Annotated in this window: 18 protein-coding genes; 13 read left to right on the top strand and 5 right to left on the bottom strand. The window is 63.5% G+C overall.

Going from position 1 to position 17,230, the window contains the following annotated elements; all coding sequences use genetic code 11:
* Positions 1-137 precede the first annotated feature (137 nt).
* From dusB to hflX, 8 genes are all read left to right on the top strand, one after another.
* Entirely contained in the window at positions 138-1,166 is a 1,029-nt protein-coding gene (gene dusB, locus F3H96_RS22480) for a tRNA dihydrouridine synthase DusB (protein WP_149803895.1), read from the top strand.
* Positions 1,163-2,302: a nitrogen regulation protein NR(II) gene (locus F3H96_RS22485; protein WP_149803896.1), complete on the top strand. Its 1,140-nt coding sequence runs from the start codon at positions 1,163-1,165 to the stop codon at positions 2,300-2,302. Before dusB ends, F3H96_RS22485 begins: the two co-directional genes overlap by 4 nt.
* Positions 2,299-3,759, top strand: coding sequence for a nitrogen regulation protein NR(I) (gene ntrC / locus F3H96_RS22490; RefSeq protein ID WP_149803897.1), 1,461 nt, complete (start codon positions 2,299-2,301; stop codon positions 3,757-3,759). The genes F3H96_RS22485 and ntrC overlap by 4 nt, the downstream gene beginning before the upstream one ends.
* A 132-nt stretch (positions 3,760-3,891) precedes the next feature.
* Positions 3,892-6,183, top strand: coding sequence for a PAS domain-containing sensor histidine kinase (locus F3H96_RS22495; protein ID WP_149803898.1), 2,292 nt, complete (start codon positions 3,892-3,894; stop codon positions 6,181-6,183).
* Positions 6,173-7,534 carry a sigma-54 dependent transcriptional regulator gene (locus tag F3H96_RS22500; RefSeq protein WP_149803899.1) on the top strand — a complete coding sequence of 454 codons (1,362 nt, stop codon included), beginning with the start codon at positions 6,173-6,175 and terminating at the stop codon, positions 7,532-7,534. The genes F3H96_RS22495 and F3H96_RS22500 overlap by 11 nt, the downstream gene beginning before the upstream one ends.
* A gap of 194 nt (positions 7,535-7,728) precedes the next feature.
* A complete protein-coding gene (locus F3H96_RS22505) occupies positions 7,729-8,592 on the top strand; it encodes a D-amino-acid transaminase (RefSeq protein WP_149803900.1) in 864 nt (287 codons plus the stop codon).
* 143 nt (positions 8,593-8,735) lie between these two features.
* The gene (hfq, locus tag F3H96_RS22510; protein ID WP_006202172.1) at positions 8,736-8,981 is read left to right on the top strand and encodes an RNA chaperone Hfq; all 246 of its coding nucleotides are present in this window, start codon (positions 8,736-8,738) and stop codon (positions 8,979-8,981) included.
* Positions 8,982-10,370, top strand: a complete 1,389-nt coding sequence (gene hflX / locus F3H96_RS22515) for a GTPase HflX (RefSeq protein WP_149803901.1) — start codon at positions 8,982-8,984, stop codon at positions 10,368-10,370.
* An 8-nt stretch (positions 10,371-10,378) separates the two neighbouring features.
* Here hflX and mazG read toward each other — a convergent pair whose 3' ends face one another.
* Positions 10,379-11,203, bottom strand: a complete 825-nt coding sequence (gene mazG / locus F3H96_RS22520; protein ID WP_149803902.1) for a nucleoside triphosphate pyrophosphohydrolase — start codon at positions 11,201-11,203, stop codon at positions 10,379-10,381.
* A gap of 192 nt (positions 11,204-11,395) precedes the next feature.
* Positions 11,396-12,580, bottom strand: a complete 1,185-nt coding sequence (locus F3H96_RS22525; protein WP_149803903.1) for an amino acid aminotransferase — start codon at positions 12,578-12,580, stop codon at positions 11,396-11,398.
* 180 nt (positions 12,581-12,760) lie between these two features.
* Here F3H96_RS22525 and F3H96_RS22530 point away from each other — a divergent pair, with 180 nt between their 5' ends.
* From F3H96_RS22530 to F3H96_RS22550, 5 genes are all read left to right on the top strand, one after another.
* Positions 12,761-13,282: a sigma-70 family RNA polymerase sigma factor gene (locus F3H96_RS22530; protein WP_244620107.1), complete on the top strand. Its 522-nt coding sequence runs from the start codon at positions 12,761-12,763 to the stop codon at positions 13,280-13,282.
* Positions 13,279-14,052 (top strand): anti-sigma factor, encoded by a 774-nt coding sequence (locus F3H96_RS22535; protein WP_149803905.1) that lies wholly within the window; start codon positions 13,279-13,281, stop codon positions 14,050-14,052. The genes F3H96_RS22530 and F3H96_RS22535 overlap by 4 nt, the downstream gene beginning before the upstream one ends.
* Positions 14,053-14,088: 36 nt before the next feature.
* Positions 14,089-14,805, top strand: a complete 717-nt coding sequence (locus F3H96_RS22540) for a Bax inhibitor-1/YccA family protein (RefSeq protein WP_149803906.1) — start codon at positions 14,089-14,091, stop codon at positions 14,803-14,805.
* 162 nt (positions 14,806-14,967) lie between these two features.
* Complete coding sequence (locus F3H96_RS22545; protein ID WP_149803907.1) at positions 14,968-15,843, top strand: aldose 1-epimerase family protein; 876 nt, start codon at positions 14,968-14,970, stop codon at positions 15,841-15,843.
* A gap of 3 nt (positions 15,844-15,846) precedes the next feature.
* On the top strand, positions 15,847-16,257 hold the full coding sequence (locus F3H96_RS22550) for a hypothetical protein (RefSeq protein ID WP_149803908.1): 411 nt from the start codon (positions 15,847-15,849) through the stop codon (positions 16,255-16,257).
* Here F3H96_RS22550 and F3H96_RS31225 read toward each other — a convergent pair.
* Genes F3H96_RS31225 through F3H96_RS22560 form a run of 3 tightly spaced genes read right to left on the bottom strand, consistent with a single transcriptional unit; the run spans position 16,254 to position 17,215 of the window.
* A complete protein-coding gene (locus F3H96_RS31225; protein WP_244620108.1) occupies positions 16,254-16,523 on the bottom strand; it encodes a class I SAM-dependent methyltransferase in 270 nt (89 codons plus the stop codon). The two genes, F3H96_RS22550 and F3H96_RS31225, sit on opposite strands and share 4 nt — an antisense overlap.
* Positions 16,498-16,824 (bottom strand): hypothetical protein, encoded by a 327-nt coding sequence (locus F3H96_RS31635; protein ID WP_348530080.1) that lies wholly within the window; start codon positions 16,822-16,824, stop codon positions 16,498-16,500. The genes F3H96_RS31225 and F3H96_RS31635 overlap by 26 nt, the downstream gene beginning before the upstream one ends.
* A complete protein-coding gene (locus F3H96_RS22560) occupies positions 16,745-17,215 on the bottom strand; it encodes a VOC family protein (protein WP_149803909.1) in 471 nt (156 codons plus the stop codon). The genes F3H96_RS31635 and F3H96_RS22560 overlap by 80 nt, the downstream gene beginning before the upstream one ends.
* Between the last annotated feature and the right edge of the window lie 15 nt (positions 17,216-17,230).

Below are 17,230 nucleotides of genomic sequence, written 5' to 3' on the forward strand. Positions count from 1 at the left end.
GATCGGTCCTAGTCGGGGTGATGGCCGAAGGCCAGCATTTTCCAAAATGCGCCTTAATGTGACGTCATTGCGCGTTGCACAATGCGATACTTCTGGCTAGAGAATGTGCAACGATCGAACATGCTTGGTTTTTGTGCATGGCTGAACTGTCCATATTGGCATCGCCACTCGACATCGGCGGCGTGAGAATCCGCAACCGCGTTTTTCTAGCGCCGATGTCCGGCATCACCGACGAACCGTTCCGGCGCCGCGCCCACGCGCACGGCGCCGGGCTGGTCGTGTCGGAAATGGTGGCGAGCGGCGAACTGGCCAAGGGCAGGGCAGGCTGCGACTTGCGCATCCGCCATTCCGGCCTGCCGGTGCATATGGTGCAGCTCGCTGGCCGCGAGGCCGCTCATATGGGTGAGGGCGCAAGAATCGCGGTCGGCGAGGGCGCCGATATCATCGACATCAATATGGGCTGCCCTGCGAAGAAGGTCACCGGCGGCTACGCCGGTTCGGCGCTGATGCGCGATCTCGACCATGCGCTGTCGCTGATCGAGGCGGTGGTCGGTGCGGTCTCGGTGCCAGTGACGGTCAAGATGCGCCTCGGTTGGGACGAAAGCGCGCTCAACGCGCCGATGCTGGCACGCCGCGCCGAACAGGCCGGCGTCCAGATGGTGACCGTGCATGGCCGCACGCGCTGCCAGTTCTATCAGGGCAGGGCCGACTGGCGTGCGATCGCTCGCGTCAAGGAAGCCGTGTCGATTCCAGTCGTGGCCAATGGCGATGTTGGCTCGCCGGAAGAAGCGGCGACGATACTCGAACAGTCCGGCGCCGATGCCGTGATGATAGGCCGCGCCCATTACGGCGCGCCATGGATAGCCGGCGGCATTGCCACGGCCGCGGCCGGAACCGGCGCACAAGGCATTCCGCAAACGCCGCAGGCGCTCGCCGACTACATCATCGAGCATTACGAGGACATGCTCTCGCTCTACGGCATCGAAAGCGGGCTGCGCCAGGCGCGCAAGCATCTGGGATGGTATCTCGACAGTCATGCTCCAGTTGTTTGTGCAGAACAGCGCAAATGCATGCTTACGTCCTTCGAGCCGGACGAAGTCGTCGCCGGGCTGCGCCGCTTGTTCGCTCACGGCTCGTCATCGATCAGCCTGCGGAGCGCGGCATGAAGGCAAACGTCCCGCAGCCGACCGATGTGGCGGATGCCGCCAATATCGTGCTCAACACCATCCGCCGCCCGGTGATCATGGTCGATCCCGACGGTTTCATCACTTTCGCCAATGCGGATGCCGAGGATTTCTTCCGCTCCAGCGCATCCATGCTCGCCCGCAACACGCTCTCCAAGCTGGTGCCGTTCGGCAGCCCGCTGCTGACGCTGGTCGACCAGGTGCGCGAGCGCCGCGCGCCGGTCAACGAATACCGCGTCGACGTGTCGTCGCCGCGCCTTGGCATCGAGAAGATGGTCGACCTCTACGTCGCGCCGGTGCCGGAGTTTCCGGGTTCCGTCGTCGTCATGTTCCAGGAACGGTCGATGGCCGACAAGATCGACCGCCAGATGACGCATCGCGGTGCCGCGCGTTCTGTCACCGGCCTTGCCGCGATGCTGGCGCATGAGATCAAGAACCCGCTCTCCGGCATCCGCGGCGCCGCCCAATTGCTCGAGCTTTCCGCTTCCGACGAAGACCGCGCGCTGACCCGTCTGATCACCGACGAGACCGACCGCATCGTCTCGCTTGTCGATCGCATGGAAGTGTTTTCCGACGAGCGGCCGATCGAGCGCTACCCGGTCAACATCCATGTTGTGCTGGATCATGTGAAAGCGATTGCCAAGAACGGTTTTGCCAAGCGGATCAAGATTTTGGAGGAATATGATCCATCGTTGCCTCCGGTCTTTGCCAACCGCGACCAGCTGATCCAGGTCTTCCTCAATCTGGTCAAGAACGCCGCCGAGGCGATCGGCGCCGACCCTCAGGGCGAGATCATGCTCTCCACGGCCTTTCGGCCCGGTATCCGCGTTTCCGTGCCTGGCACGCAGGACCGTGTCTCGCTGCCGCTGGAATTCTGCGTGCACGACAACGGGCCCGGCGTTTCCGAGGACCTTCTGCCGATCCTGTTCGATCCGTTCATAACCACCAAGCCGAACGGCTCCGGCCTTGGGCTGGCCCTCGTCGCCAAGATCGTCGGCGAGCATGGCGGCATCATCGAATGCGATTCGACGCCGCGCGGAACCACCTTCCGCGTTCTGATGCCGGCCTGGAAGGAGGCCCCGCACGGCACCGACGAAGCTGAAGGAGACCGCAAATGACTGCTCGCGGCAATATTCTTGTCGCCGACGACGATGCGGCCATCCGCACCGTGCTCAACCAGGCGCTGTCGCGCGTCGGCCACGAGGTGCGTGTCACCTCGAACGCCTCGACGCTGTGGCGCTGGGTGGCGGCGGGCGAGGGCGATCTCGTCATCACCGACGTCGTGATGCCGGACGAAAACGCTTTCGACATGCTGCCGCGCATCAAGAAGGCGCGGCCCGAATTGCCGGTCATCGTCATGAGCGCGCAAAACACCTTCATGACCGCCATCCGCGCCTCCGAGACCGGCGCCTATGAATATCTGCCGAAACCGTTCGACCTGACGGAACTGCTCAACATCGTCAACCGGGCGCTGGCCGAGCCAAAGCGGCCGAAGCTCGATTCGCGTGCGGAAGATCAGCCCGAGACGATGCCGCTGGTCGGCCGCTCAGCCGCCATGCAGGACATCTACCGCATGCTGGCGCGCATGATGCAGACCGATCTCACGGTCATGATCAGCGGCGAGTCCGGCACCGGCAAGGAGCTGGTGGCGCGTGCGCTGCACGAATATGGCCGCCGGCGCGGCGGCCCGTTCGTGGCCATCAACATGGCGGCGATCCCGCGCGACCTCATCGAATCGGAGCTGTTCGGCCACGAGAAAGGCGCCTTCACCGGTGCCCAGAACCGCTCCAGCGGCCGCTTCGAACAGGCCGAGGGCGGCACGCTGTTCCTCGATGAGATCGGCGACATGCCGATGGAAGCGCAGACCCGCCTGCTGCGCGTGCTGCAACAGGGTGAATATACCACGGTCGGCGGCCGCACGCCGATCAAGACCGACGTGCGCATCGTCGCCGCCACCAACAAGGATCTGCGCACCCTGATCAACCAGGGCCTGTTTCGCGAAGACCTGTTCTATCGCCTCAATGTCGTGCCGCTGAGGCTGCCGGCGCTGCGTGAGCGTTCCGAGGACATTCCCGATCTGGTGCGGCACTTCTTCAAGCAGGGCGCCAGCGAGGGCTTGCAGACCAAGCGCATTTCCTCCGGCGGCATCGAGCTCATGAAGCGCTATCCCTGGCCGGGTAATGTGCGCGAACTGGAAAACCTGGTGCGCCGATTGGCCGCCCTCTACTCGCAGGACGAGATTTCGTCAGAAATCATCGAATCCGAGCTGAAGACCGGCGAAAGGCCGGTCGTGCCGGACGGCGGCGCGCTTATCCCCGACGATCTGTCGATCGGTCAGGCGGTCGAGCATTTCCTGCAGCGTTACTTCGCCTCCTTTGCCGGCGAATTGCCGCCGGCCGGGCTGTACCAGCGTATTCTTGCCGAGGTCGAATATCCGCTGGTTTTGGCCTCGATGACGGCCACGCGCGGCAACCAGATCAAGGCTGCGGAGCTCCTGGGCCTCAACCGCAACACGCTGCGCAAGAAGATCCGCGAGCTTGGCGTCAACGTCTACAAATCGTCCAGGCAGCCGTAACGTCACCTTTCGGTGAGTTGGCTCCTTTGGTCGAATTGGCGGGGGAAAGATTTTCGTCCCGGCCACACTTGTTGCATAATCGCCACAATGCGTTGCATACATCCGACGCAATGACCGACTCTGTACCGCGACATGGCAGCTGAGGCTCCGACCCTGAACCAAACGCTTTTCAGCCAGACCGGCACACGTGACGGCCGGCGGTTGCTGGCGCTGCCCGGCGTGGTCGCTGTCGCCGGCGCGGTGATCACGGCGGCGATCTCGTTTGCGATCCTGGTCGGCGCGACGCCGATCGCGCCGACCGCAGGCACGACCTGGACCCTGGTCGCGGCCAATGCAGTCTTTGTTCTGTTGCTGATCGCGTTGATCGCTCGCGAGGTGCGTCGCATTGTCCTGGCGCGGCGCCACGGCAGGGCTGCCTCGCGGCTGCATGTGCGCATCGTCGCGATGTTCGCCCTGGTCGCCGCCATTCCGGCGATCCTGGTGGCGATCATTGCATCGATCACGCTCGATATCGGCCTCGACCGCTGGTTCGAGCTTCGCACCAAGACCATTGTCAATTCGTCGCTGTCGATCGCCGACGCCTATGTGCAGGAAAACGCGCGCAATCTTCAGGGCACGACCCTGTCGATGGCCTATGACCTCGATTCCTCGCGCACGCTTTACGGCCTCGACCGGACCGGCTTCCTCGATCTCATGAACAAGGAGGCAGTCGGCCGCTCGCTGGCGCATGCGGCGCTGATCAAGCCCGACGGCTCTTTCGTCATGAGCGCCAAGACCGACGCCGACTTCGCCATGCCGGAGCCGCCGCCGGGCGCGGTCGAGACGGCCGCCGACGGCAAACCGGTGCTGATCGAGCCGCGGACCCGCAATATCATGGGCGCCATCGTCAAGCTGCGCGAGATCGAGGGCCTTTACCTCTACACGATCCGGCTGGTCGATCCCGAGGTGATCAGGGCGCGCCAGATCGTCAAATCCAACACCGACGAATACCGCAATCTCGAAGACAACCGCCGGACCTCGCAGATTGCCTTTGCGCTGCCTTATCTGTCGCTTACCCTGATCATCACGCTGTCGGCGATCTGGACCGGCATTGCGGTTGCCGATCGGATCGTGCGGCCGATTCGCCAGCTGATCGGCGCCGCCGATGAGGTGGCGACCGGCAATCTCGATGTTGCCGTTCCGGTGCGCCAGTCCGATGGCGACGTCGCCTCGCTCGGCGAGACCTTCAACAACATGATCCTGGAGCTCAAATCGCAACGCAACGAGCTCCTGTCGGCCAAGGACCTGATCGACGAGCGCCGGCGCTTCTCCGAGGCGGTGCTCGCCGGCGTCACCGCCGGCGTTATCGGCGTCGACCCCTACGGCATCATCACCATCGTCAACCGCTCGGCCGAAACCATGCTGGCGATTTCGGCGAATGCGACGCTCGGCCAGAACCTTTCCTCGGTGCTGCCTCTTGTCGGCCGCGTCTTCGAGATAGGGCGGCAGTCCGGCAAGCCGGTCTATCGGGAGCAGGTGACCTTCTTCCGCACGGGTCTGGAACGCACGTTCAATGTCCAGGTCACCGTCGAGTCCGGCGACGACGGCGAGGAAGAGAAGTCCTATGTGGTCACCGTCGACGACATCACCGACCTCGTCCAGGCGCAGCGCTCGTCGGCCTGGGCGGACGTGGCGCGGCGCATCGCGCATGAGATCAAGAACCCGCTGACGCCGATCCAGCTCTCGGCCGAGCGCATCAGGCGCCGCTACGGCAAGGTCATCACCGAGGACCGCGAGGTCTTCGACCAGTGCACCGATACCATCATCCGCCAGGTCGAGGACATCGGCCGCATGGTCGACGAATTCTCGGCCTTTGCCCGCATGCCGAAGCCGGAGATGAAGGCGATCGACCTGCGTGAATCGCTGCGCGAGGCGTCCTTCCTGGTCGAGGTCAGCCGCTCCGACATCGCCTTCCAGCGCGACTTCGGCAGCGAACCGTTGAAAGGCACCTTCGACAGCCGCCTGATGGCGCAGGCCTTCGGCAACGTCATCAAGAACGCCGCCGAGGCGATCGACGGACTTGATGCGCAAGACCGTTCGGACGGCACAATCCGGATTCAAGCCGGGCGCCAAGATGGCGCCATACGAATCGACGTTATGGACAACGGCAAGGGGCTGCCGCGCGAGAATCGCCAGAGGCTTCTCGAGCCCTATATGACGACGCGAGAGAAGGGCACGGGGCTTGGTCTCGCTATCGTCAAGAAGATCGTGGAGGACCATGGCGGACGTCTCGAATTGCACGACGCGCCTGCGGATTTCCACGGCGGCCGGGGCGCGATGATCTCGATCATCCTGCCCCCGGCAACGGTCGTAGCCGCGCCGCCACGCGGTGAAGGTCGAAGCGAACACGAAAGAGAAACTGAAAAGGTCGGTAATGGCGTCTGACATTCTCATCGTCGATGACGAGGAAGACATCCGCGAACTTGTCGCCGGTATATTGAGCGACGAGGGTCACGAAACCCGCACTGCACATGATGCCGACAGCGCGCTTGCGGCAATTGCCGACCGCGCGCCGCGGCTGATTTTCCTCGACATCTGGCTGCAGGGCTCGCGCCTCGATGGCCTGGCGCTGCTCGACGAGATCAAGACCATGCATCCGAGCATGGCGGTGGTGATGATCTCCGGTCACGGCAACATCGAAACGGCGGTTTCAGCCATCCGGCGCGGCGCGTACGACTTCATCGAGAAGCCGTTCAAGGCCGATCGCCTCATCCTGATCGCCGAGCGCGCGCTGGAGACGTCCAAGTTGCGGCGCGAGGTCTCCGACCTCAAGCAGCGCAGCGGCGAAACCTTCGACCTGATCGGCATGTCGTCGGCGATGAGCCAGTTGCGGCAGACCATCGAGCGTGTCGCGCCGACCAACAGCCGTGTGATGATTGTCGGCCCGTCCGGCTCCGGCAAGGAACTGACGGCACGCGCCATCCATGCGCTTTCGTCGCGCAAGGCGGGTCCGTTCGTCACTCTGAGTGCCGCCACCATCACGCCCGAGCGCATGGAGATCGAACTCTTCGGCACCGAATCGAACGGCACCGAACGCAAGGTCGGCGCGCTGGAAGAGGCGCATCGCGGCATCCTCTACATCGACGAGGTCGCCGATATGCCGCGCGAGACGCAGAACAAGATCCTGCGCGTGCTGGTCGAGCAGCAATTCGAGCGGGTGGGCGGCACCAAGCGCGTCAAGGTCGATGTCCGCATCATATCCTCGACCTCGCAGAACCTCGAAGCGATGATCGCCGACGGCCGCTTCCGCGAGGACCTTTACCATCGCCTTGCGGTGGTCCCTGTCATCGTGCCGGGGCTTGCCGAACGGCGCGAGGACATTCCCTATCTCGTCGACAATTTCATGAAGCAGATCGCGCGCCAGGCCGGTATCAGGCCGCGCCGCATCGGTGACGATGCGCTGGCCGTGCTGCAGGCGCACAACTGGCCCGGCAACGTTCGCCAGTTGCGCAACAATGTCGAGCGATTGATGATCCTGGCGCGCGGCGAGGAAGCGGATGCGCCGATCACCGCCGACCTTTTGCCCTCCGAGATCGGAGATGTCATGCCACGCACGCCCAACCAGTCCGATCAGCACATCATGGCGCTGCCGTTGCGCGAGGCACGCGAACAATTCGAGAAGGACTACCTGATCGCCCAGATCAACCGCTTCGGCGGCAACATCTCGAAGACCGCCGAATTCATCGGCATGGAACGCTCGGCGCTCCACCGCAAGCTGAAGTCGCTTGGTGTCTAATGCTTGATGCCGAAAAGTATGAAGCGGTTTCCGGGCGCCATCATGCTCTATCTTTTTGATTTGGAGCCGGATGATTCCATGTCTGCTCGACCTGAAATCATCCGGTTCTAGGGGGTCTCTCTTGGCCCACGTGATTGTCCATTACGGCCGCGGCGGAATCGCCTAAGAAAGCCGGACGTTTTCCCGAGGGGCCCATGCCGCGCATTGCCTATGTCAACGGGCGCTACGTCGTCCACGCTCAAGCCAGCGTCCACATCGAGGACCGCGGCTACCAGTTCGCCGACGGCGTCTACGAGGTCTGCGAGGTGGCGCGCGGCCATATCGTCGACATGCCGCGCCACCTTGCCCGGCTCAAACGTTCGCTGAAGGAGCTGTCGATCGCCTGGCCGGTCTCGGAAGGCGTCCTGCCGATGCTGGTGCGCGAGGTGGTCAACCGCAACGGCGTGGTCAACGGCCTTGTCTATGTGCAGGTTACGCGCGGCGTTGCCAGCCGCGAGTTCGTGTTTCCGCCGCCTGGCACCCGGCCCGCCCTGGTCATAACCGCCAGGAAAGCCGACCCGGCCGCGGCGGCGAAGCGGGTGGAGACCGGCATCAAGGTCATCACGGTGCCGGAGAATCGCTGGGACCGCGTCGACATCAAGAGCACCGGCCTTTTGCCCAATGTGCTCGCCAAGCAGAAAGCCAAGGAAGCTGGCGCCCAGGAAGCCTGGTTCGTCGACGTCGACGGCAACGTCAAGGAGGGCGGTTCGTCCAACGCCTGGATCGTCACCCGGGACGGCGTCCTCGTGACCCGGCCGGCCGAGCATGGCATCCTGCGCGGCATCACCCGCACGACGCTCTTCGATGTCGCAGCCAGGCTTGGCCTCAAGATCGAGGAGCGCGGTTTTTCGGTCGCTGAAGCCAAGGCGGCCAGGGAGGCGTTCATCAGCTCGGCGACGACAATCGCCATGCCGGTGGTCGAAATTGACGGCATGCCGATCGCAAATGGCCATCCGGGTTCCATGACACTTTCGTTGCGGCGGGCCTTTTTTGACGTTGCGGAAAAAAGTCCAGCCTGATAACCGCACAACTGGAATGAACCTCAACTATCTCGTTCTGCTTGCCTTTGTATCGGCAAGAGGGGGTTTGCGCGCTTGACAGGTGCCGCGTAATTTGGCGCATTGGCCCGCAAACCGAAGGGGATCGGCGAAAGACAAGAAAAATGGCGGAACGATCGCAAAACCTTCAGGACCTGTTCCTGAATTCAGTTCGCAAGAGCAAAAATCCACTTACCATCTTCCTCATCAATGGCGTGAAGCTGACGGGCGTCGTCACTTCGTTCGACAATTTTTGTGTGTTGTTGCGGCGTGACGGGCACTCCCAGCTCGTCTACAAGCACGCCATTTCCACGATCATGCCGAGCCAGCCGGTTCAGATGTTCGATGGCGAGGAAAGCCAGGGCGCCTGATTGGCACGTGACAAGGACGCGGACCGCAGCGTTCGCGGAAAGCCAGGACATCAACTCGGGCCGGAAGCCAAGGATCCGACCCGAGCCGTTGTCATTGTGCCGGTGCTTACCCGCCAGCCGCGCGGCGATGAAGAAACGAGCCGTCCGCGTCTGAGCCGCTCGGCGGACGCCCGCCACGACGAGGCGGTCGGGCTTGCCAGCGCCATCGACCTCAATCCGGTTCATACCGCGGTCGTGACGGTCGCCGACCCGCGGCCGGCGACGCTCCTCGGCAGCGGCAAGGTGGCCGAATTTGCCGACATCGTGAAGGAGCGTAGGGCGGAATTGGTCATCGTGGACCATCCGCTGACGCCGGTGCAGCAGCGCAATCTCGAGAAGGAACTGAACGCCAAGGTGCTCGACCGCACCGGGCTGATTCTCGAGATCTTCGGCGAACGGGCGCGCACCAAGGAAGGCACGCTGCAGGTCGAGCTCGCGCATCTCAACTACCAGAAGGGCCGGCTGGTTCGGAGCTGGACCCACCTCGAGCGGCAACGCGGCGGCGCCGGTTTCCTCGGCGGTCCTGGCGAAACCCAGATCGAATCCGATCGCCGCATCCTGCAGGACAAAATCACCAAGCTGAAGCACGAGCTGGAAACGGTGCGGCGCACACGCGACCTGCACCGCGCCAAGCGCAAGAAGGTGCCGTTCCCTGTGATCGCGATCGTCGGCTACACCAATGCCGGCAAGTCGACGCTGTTCAACCGGCTGACCGGGGCAGGGGTGCTGGCCGAGGACATGCTGTTTGCGACGCTTGATCCGACGTTGCGCCGCGTGCGGCTGCCGCACGGCACGCCGGTCATCCTGTCGGACACGGTCGGCTTCATCTCCGACCTGCCGACGCATCTTGTCGCCGCCTTCCGGGCGACGCTGGAAGAGGTGGTCGAGGCCGACCTGGTGCTGCATCTGCGCGACATCTCCGATCCCGATACGGCCGCCCAGGCGGAAGATGTCGAGCGCATCCTCGGCGATCTCGGCGTCGATGCCGCGGACACGAACCGCGTGATCGAGGTCTGGAACAAGATCGACTTGCTCGACGAAGGCAACCGGGAGCGGCTGCTTGCCGAAGGGGCAAGCGGCAAGGCGCCGCCAATTGCCATATCCGCAGCGACCGGCGAAGGGATCGACACGCTGAAGGCCGTCATCGAGACACGCGTGTCGGGTGAGCTGGAAACGATGACGGTGACGTTGAGCCCGGCCCAGCTCGGTCAGGTCGACTGGCTGTACCGCAACGGCGACGTCGTTTCGCGCACCGACAATGAAGACGGCAGCGTCACCCTTTCGCTGATGGCCACGCACAGCGCCAGGCAGGAAATCGCGAGCCGCCTGCATCGCAAGAACAGCAGCTAACCGGCTGTCTATTTTGCGCTTTTGGCCTGCTGCCAGAGCGCTTCCATTTCGTCGAGCGTTGCCTTCTCCAGGGAACTCCCCGACGCTTCCAGGGCTTGCTCGACATAGTGGAAGCGCGAACGGAACTTTTCGTTGGTGCCGCTGAGCGCAGCTTCCGAATCGAGCTTGAGGTGGCGGCCGAGGTTGACGATGGCAAACAGCATGTCGCCGAATTCGTCCTTGATGGGTGCCGCATCGCCCCCAGCCAGCGCCTCGCGCAACTCGCCGATCTCTTCCTCGATCTTGTCGAGGATGGGTGCAGCCTCGCTCCAGTCGAAGCCGACGCGCGCGGCTTTCTCCTGCAGCTTCAGGGCGCGCGTCAGGGCAGGGAGCGCTACCGGCACGCTGTCGAGATAGCCCTTGCCGTGATCCTCGGGATCGAGCCCGCGCGCGAGGCGGGCGTCGCGCTTCTCGGCTTTTTCGACCGCCTTGATCTTCTCCCACATGCCCTTGGCCATACCGGCGCTGCGCGCCTTCTCGTCGCCGAAGACATGCGGATGGCGGCGAATCATCTTGGTGGTGATGGCTTCGACGACATCGCCGAATCCGAACTCGCCGATCTCCTCGGCCATCTGCGCGTGATAGACGACCTGCAGCAACAGATCGCCCAGTTCCTCGCGCAGATCGTCGAAGTCGCCGCGCGCGATCGCATCGGCCACCTCATAGGCTTCCTCGATCGTATAAGGTGCGATCGTCGAGAAATCCTGCTCGATATCCCAGGGGCAGCCGGTCTTCGGCGCCCGGAGCGCCGCCATGATCTCGATCAGCCGGGAAATGTCCTTGGAGGGCGTCATGGGTCGAGTCTATCGCGCGGCCGGCGCACGACCAATCCTGGTCGGACGCTGAAGCGGGTTGTCCACAGCAGTTGGGGACCAGAGCATGATGCCGAAAAGTGTGAAGCGGTATTCGAACGACATCATGCTCTATCTCTTTGATTTAGAGCCGGCTTCAGATTTCAGGTCGATTCGACCTGAAATCATCCGGCTCTAGTCGAGCACCGAGACGATCGCCTTGGCGAGATCGTCCATGCCGTCCTCCGGCAGGCCAGCCACGTTGATGCGGCTGTCGCCCACCATATAGACGGCGTGCTCGGTGCGCAGGCGTTCGACCTGCGCCTCGGTCAGCCCAAGCCTGGAAAACATGCCGCGATGGCTGGCGACGAAATCGAAGCGGTCGGAGTTCGATTGACGCCTGAGCGCTTCGGCGAAGGCGACGCGCAGCCTCAGCATACGCAGGCGCATCTCCTCGAGTTCGGTCTCCCAGTCTTTCTTGAGCGCGGCGTCTTCGAGCACCATGCGCACCGCCGCCGCGCCATGATCAGGCGGCATCGAATAAAGCGCGCGCGCGGCCGCCAGCATCTGGCTCATCGCCACATCGGCCTGGGCGCCGTCCTTGGCCAAGATCATCGCAGCACCCACGCGGTCGCGATAAACGGCAAAGTTCTTCGAACAGCTCGAGGCGACGACCATTTCCGGCACCTTGTCGGCAAGGAGCCGCAGACCCGCGGCGTCGGCGTCGAGCCCCTCGCCAAAGCCCTGATAGGCAATGTCGACGAACGGCAGCAGTCCGCGCTCCAGCAGCACATCGGCGACCTTGGCCCATTGCGCGGTAGCGAGGTTGGCGCCGGTCGGGTTGTGGCAGCAGCCATGCAGCAGCACGACATCGCCGCTGCGGGCCGTCTCGAGCGCCGTCAGCATCTCGTCGAAACGGACGGCACCCGAAGCGGCATCGAAATAAGGATAGTCGCGAACCTTAAGGCCGGCGGCGCGCATCACCGGCAGATGGTTCGGCCAGGTCGGATCCGACAGCCAGACCGTCGCGCCGGCCCGCGTGCGCTGCAGAAGCTCGGCCACCAGCCTGAGCGCGCCCGATCCACCTGGCGCCTGCGCGGCACGGATGCGCGAATGGTCCGCCTTGTCGCCAAAGGCAAGCTTGATCATGGCGGCGTTGAAAGCGATATCGCCGGCAAGGCCGAGATAGGTCTTGGTGTCCTGGCTCGCCAGCAGCCGCTTCTCGGCCTCGCGCACGGCGCGCATCACCGGCGTCCTGCCGTCGATGTCCTTGTAGACGCCAACACCGAGGTCGACTTTGCCGGGCCGCGGGTCGTTGCGATAAAGGCCGATCAGGGCAAGGATCTTATCGGCGGGTGCGGGCTGCAAGGTCTCGAACATCGATAGCACTCCAATGGCGGCGGAGTGATACGCAAATCTGTCTTGCTTCGCCAGCATTTCCTCCGGTGGTTGCCCGTACGCGCTTAGGCAGGGTCCGGCGCAACGTCCGCCAGGCCGAAAAAGAAATAGGGCAAGGATTAAAATCCCCACATGCTCCGTAAACAGGGCATGAAACGGTCGATGGCACGCTTCGATATTGTCGGGCAGTTGGGATCGCTGCGGCGTTACGCGCGCTCGCTGACGCGCGACGGCACTGACGCCGAGGATCTGGTCCATGACGCGCTGGTGCGCGCCTATGAGCGGCGCGCGACCTTTCGCTCGGGCGGCAATCTGCGCGCCTGGCTTCTGGCGATCGTGCACAACATCTTCATCGACCGCATGCGTTCGCGCCGCTCCGAGGCAGCGCGCATCGAACAGGCCGGCCTTGTCGCCGACCAGAGCATGCCGGCATCTCAGGACCACTCGGTGCGCCTGTCGCAGGTCCGGGAAGCGTTTCTTTCGCTGCCGGAGGAACAGCGCTCCGCCCTGCATCTCGTCGCCATCGAAGGGCTTTCCTATCAGCAAGCCGCCGAAGTCGTCGGCGTGCCGCTTGGAACCTTGATGTCGCGCATCGGCCGCGCGCGTGCGGCGCTGCGCGAGATGGAGGAGGGCGCGCCGCTGAAAGCCAGGTCCCATCTCAGGATCGTGGGAGACGATCAATGACTGCCATGGTCGATCCCGTGACCGATGCCGACCTCGACGCCTATGTCGACGATCAGCTGGACGTCGCCCGCCGCATCGAGGTCGAGGCGTTCCTGTCGGCGCGCCCGGAAGTGGCGGCGCGTGTGATGTTCGATCTCAGGACGCGCGACGAACTGCGCGTGGCGCTTGCCGGTCCCGTCGGCATGGCGCGTCCGGCCACCACCGAAGCGGCGCGACGGCTGGAAAGAGCGCTTGCCAGGGGTCGCATCCTTGCCGTGCTGCAGCGAGCCGCGGCCGCCGCCGTGCTGGTCGCGGCAGGCTGGCTGGCCAACAGTATGTTCGGGCCGATCGCGGTGACCAAGGTGGTCGCCTCGACGCAGCCGCCGGCCTATGTCGAGGATGCGGTCAGGGCGCACCGGACGACTTTGGTGCGCGAGACGATGCCCTCGCAGCAGGAAGCGCCAGGCTACAATGCCGATGAGATCCGCGCCGCGACCGCGATCGTCATGCCGTCGCTGCCCGACGACTGGAAGATCCGCGACGTCCAGGTCTATCCCTCGCAATTCGGGCCAAGCGTCGAAGTGGCGGTCGAGACCAAGGACCTCGGTCTTGTCTCGCTGTTCGCTATCAGGCCGGGCACGTTCGATGTGGTGAAGCCAACGGTCGCGCCCTCCGACGACATTTCGTCGGCCTATTTCCAGATCGGCGAGGTTGCCTATGCGGTGGTCGGACGCAGCGACGCCGGCAATCTCGACCGTGCCGCCGAGAAACTTGCCAAAACTCTTTACTGAGAAACCGACGCTCTACTGAGAACCAAGGAGAACCAAATGAACACCCCCAATCTGGGTTACCGCGTCGGCGCCGGCGCCCAGGCCGGAGCCGTCTATGACGAAGGCCTGCGCAAACACATGCTGCGCGTCTACAACTATATGGGCCTCGGCCTTGTCGTCACCGGCCTCGTCGCCTTTTTCGTGGCCTCGACGCCAGCACTCTATGTGCCGATCTTCTCCAGCCCGCTGAAATGGGTGGTGATGCTGGCGCCGCTGGCCTTCGTCATGCTCTTCTCGTTCAAGATACAGACCATGTCGGCTGCGAGCGCGCAGGCGATGTTCTGGGCCTTCTGCGCGGTCATGGGCCTGTCGCTCGCCTCCGTGTTCCTGGTCTTCACCTCGACCAGCATCGCGCGCACCTTCTTCATCGCCGCCACGATGTTCGGCGCCACCAGCCTCTACGGCTACACGACCAGGCGTGACCTGACGCAGTTCTCGTCCTTCCTGATCATGGGCCTGATCGGCGTGGTGATCGCGAGCCTGGTCAACCTGTTCCTCGGTTCGACCGCGCTGCAGTTCGCCATCTCGGTGATCGGCATTGCCGTCTTCATCGGCCTCACCGCCTGGGACACGCAGACGATCAAGGAGCAGTATGCGGAGAACTTCGATGCAGAATCGCAGCAGAAGCTCGCCGTCTTCGGCGCCTTCTCGCTCTACCTGAACTTCATCAACATCTTCCAGCTGCTGCTGAATTTCACCGGCGAGCGCGAATAACCCGGACCGTAGCAGGCAACACTGCTGATCTGGCGTGGCCGGAGGGGAACCTCCGGCCATTTTTTGGGGCGGCTACAAGGTTGCGCGGCACGCCCTAAGCCTTGAGTTCATGCTCGGGCATTTGCTAGCCTTGCCGGCACGCCACCAGCCTCGCGAGGATCCATGGAACAGCTGACGCTTCAAGCTGAGGGCATTTCGGCGACCATCGTCGGGCAGGGGGCTGAGCTGGTCTCGCTGCGCGATGCGGACGGCACCGAGCTTCTGTGGCAGGCAGGCTCCGCCTGGCGCCGTCATTCGCCGGTCCTGTTCCCGATCGTCGGCCGGCTGAAGGGCGATCGGCTGCTGCATCGCGGGCAAAGCTATCCGATGACGCAGCACGGCTTTGCCCGCGACCGGCGTTTTGATTGGGCGGAGCAGGGGCCGACCTCCTGCACATTGGTGCTGACGGATGACGCCGAGACGTGGACGCACTACCCGTTCGCCTTTCGCCTGGCCATCGGCTACGACCTGAAACCCCGGCAACTCGGCGTCACCTTCGACATCGCCAACACCGGAGACCAACCTTTGCCGGCCTCGATCGGCGCGCATCCGGCATTCAACTGGCCGCTGCTGCCCGAACTGCCCAAGGAAGCCTATCGGCTGACCTTCGCCGACGATGAACCGGCGCCGGTCCGCCGCCTCAAGGACGGCCTGCTGCTGGCAACACCGCAACCTACGCCCATCGAGGGAAAGACTCTCCCACTTTCCGAGAAACTGTTCGACGACGACGCGGTCATCCTCGACCGGCCGGCCAGCACCAGCGTGCGCTATGGCGCTGATCGCGGGCCGGCGATCGAAATATCATGGCAGGGATTCAACGAGCTGGGTATCTGGTCCAAGCCCGGCGGCGCGCCGTTCCTGTGCATCGAGCCCTGGCACGGCGTCGCCAGTCCCGTCGATTTCGACGGCGAATTCGCCGATAAGCCGGGCGTGATGATGATCGAGCCGGGCGCCCAGCGCGTGCTGAGCTACCGGATCGGCCTCAGCCAGGAGCCATAAGGCATGGCATATGCCATCAAGGCCGAGATCGATGAACCGCAAGCCGAGACGTTCGTCTTCGCCGCCCACAAAACCATGTATGGCGGCAAGCACATCGCCGAAGGCGACGTCATCTTCCTGTTCGCCAGCGAGAACGAAGGCGGGCAGGGGCTTGTCGCGCGGGGCGTGGTGACCTCTTCCAAGGCAATTGCAAAACGACCGGACCTCGAGCGCCAGACGCCATTGGTCAGCGTTTCTATCCGCCGCACCGTCCTGGCGATCAAACGGCTGGGCCGTGACGAGCTCAAGCGGTTCAAGGATTGGAAGGACGGACGGCCGGAGACCGAACTCAATTTCAAGTTCTATCGCCAGGCGACGAACAAGATCGTCGGCATCGCGGACGAGACGGCGGCGTTTCTCGAAGGGTTTTTCTAGGACCGCAAGCCGCAACCCAATTCGATTTCCTTCAAAGGATCGCCACCATCGATGAAGAGCCTGCCGCCCGGCTTCAGCGCGGCCTTGATCCGCTTCAGCGCCGCCTGGCTTGCTTCAGGGTGACGCCCGTCAAGCGCGCCGACCCGCATGGCAAAGGCGATGTCGAAGGGAGCGTCACCGGAATTCAAGGCGAAATCCTCGATCGCAACACACCTGAAATCGAGGCTGCCTGCGGCCATTTCATTGGACGATCCCGCCCGCGCCAATCGGACTGCCTTCTCCGAACGATCGAATCGCCAGGACGAATCCGTCACCGATCCGCTTCGCGACGGCACGAGCGGCAACGCCAGGGCCGCACCCGATCTCCAGCACCCGAAGTCCCGCCTCCAACGGAAGTGCTTCGATGAATTCAGATATCCGTGCAGAGATTTGAGGAGCCATGAGGAAAGCCGGATTTAGGCCTGCCGGACGATCGTGCCGATCACGTTCACGAGTAGCCGGGCAGTGCGCTGATGCGCAAGAGCTCGGTGCGGTTGAGGCAAGGGGCGGCGTGACACATCCATCCATCTTCGCAGCCCATATAGAAAAGTCGCATAAGATAGATTATGGAACTATCGTATCTCGCACGAGAGCGAATGAAGATCTTGCGGCCCTCCGGATCGGACGCGATCATGCTGCGCGGACCTGAGGCAGGATCGATATCTCGCAACACCGGAATTTCGGCCCTAAGCAGTTTGTCGCGCACCTCGTCGAGATCGGCGATATCGACGCCGATCATAACCCCCGGTGAGACGGCGTCATCACCCGGATATATTTCAAGCACGATCCCGACATTGGTGGCTGCCAGGTGCGATCGCCCGGAACCATGTTGCTCCTGGGTGAAATCGAACCCGAGCCGGCGATAGACCTCTGCCGTGAGTTCGACGTCGCGGGCAAAGAGCGTCACAAAGCTGATCATTGTCCGGGTTCGTTT

Source organism: Mesorhizobium sp. NFR06 (genome assembly GCF_900115245.1).
GTDB lineage: Bacteria > Pseudomonadota > Alphaproteobacteria > Rhizobiales > Rhizobiaceae > Mesorhizobium.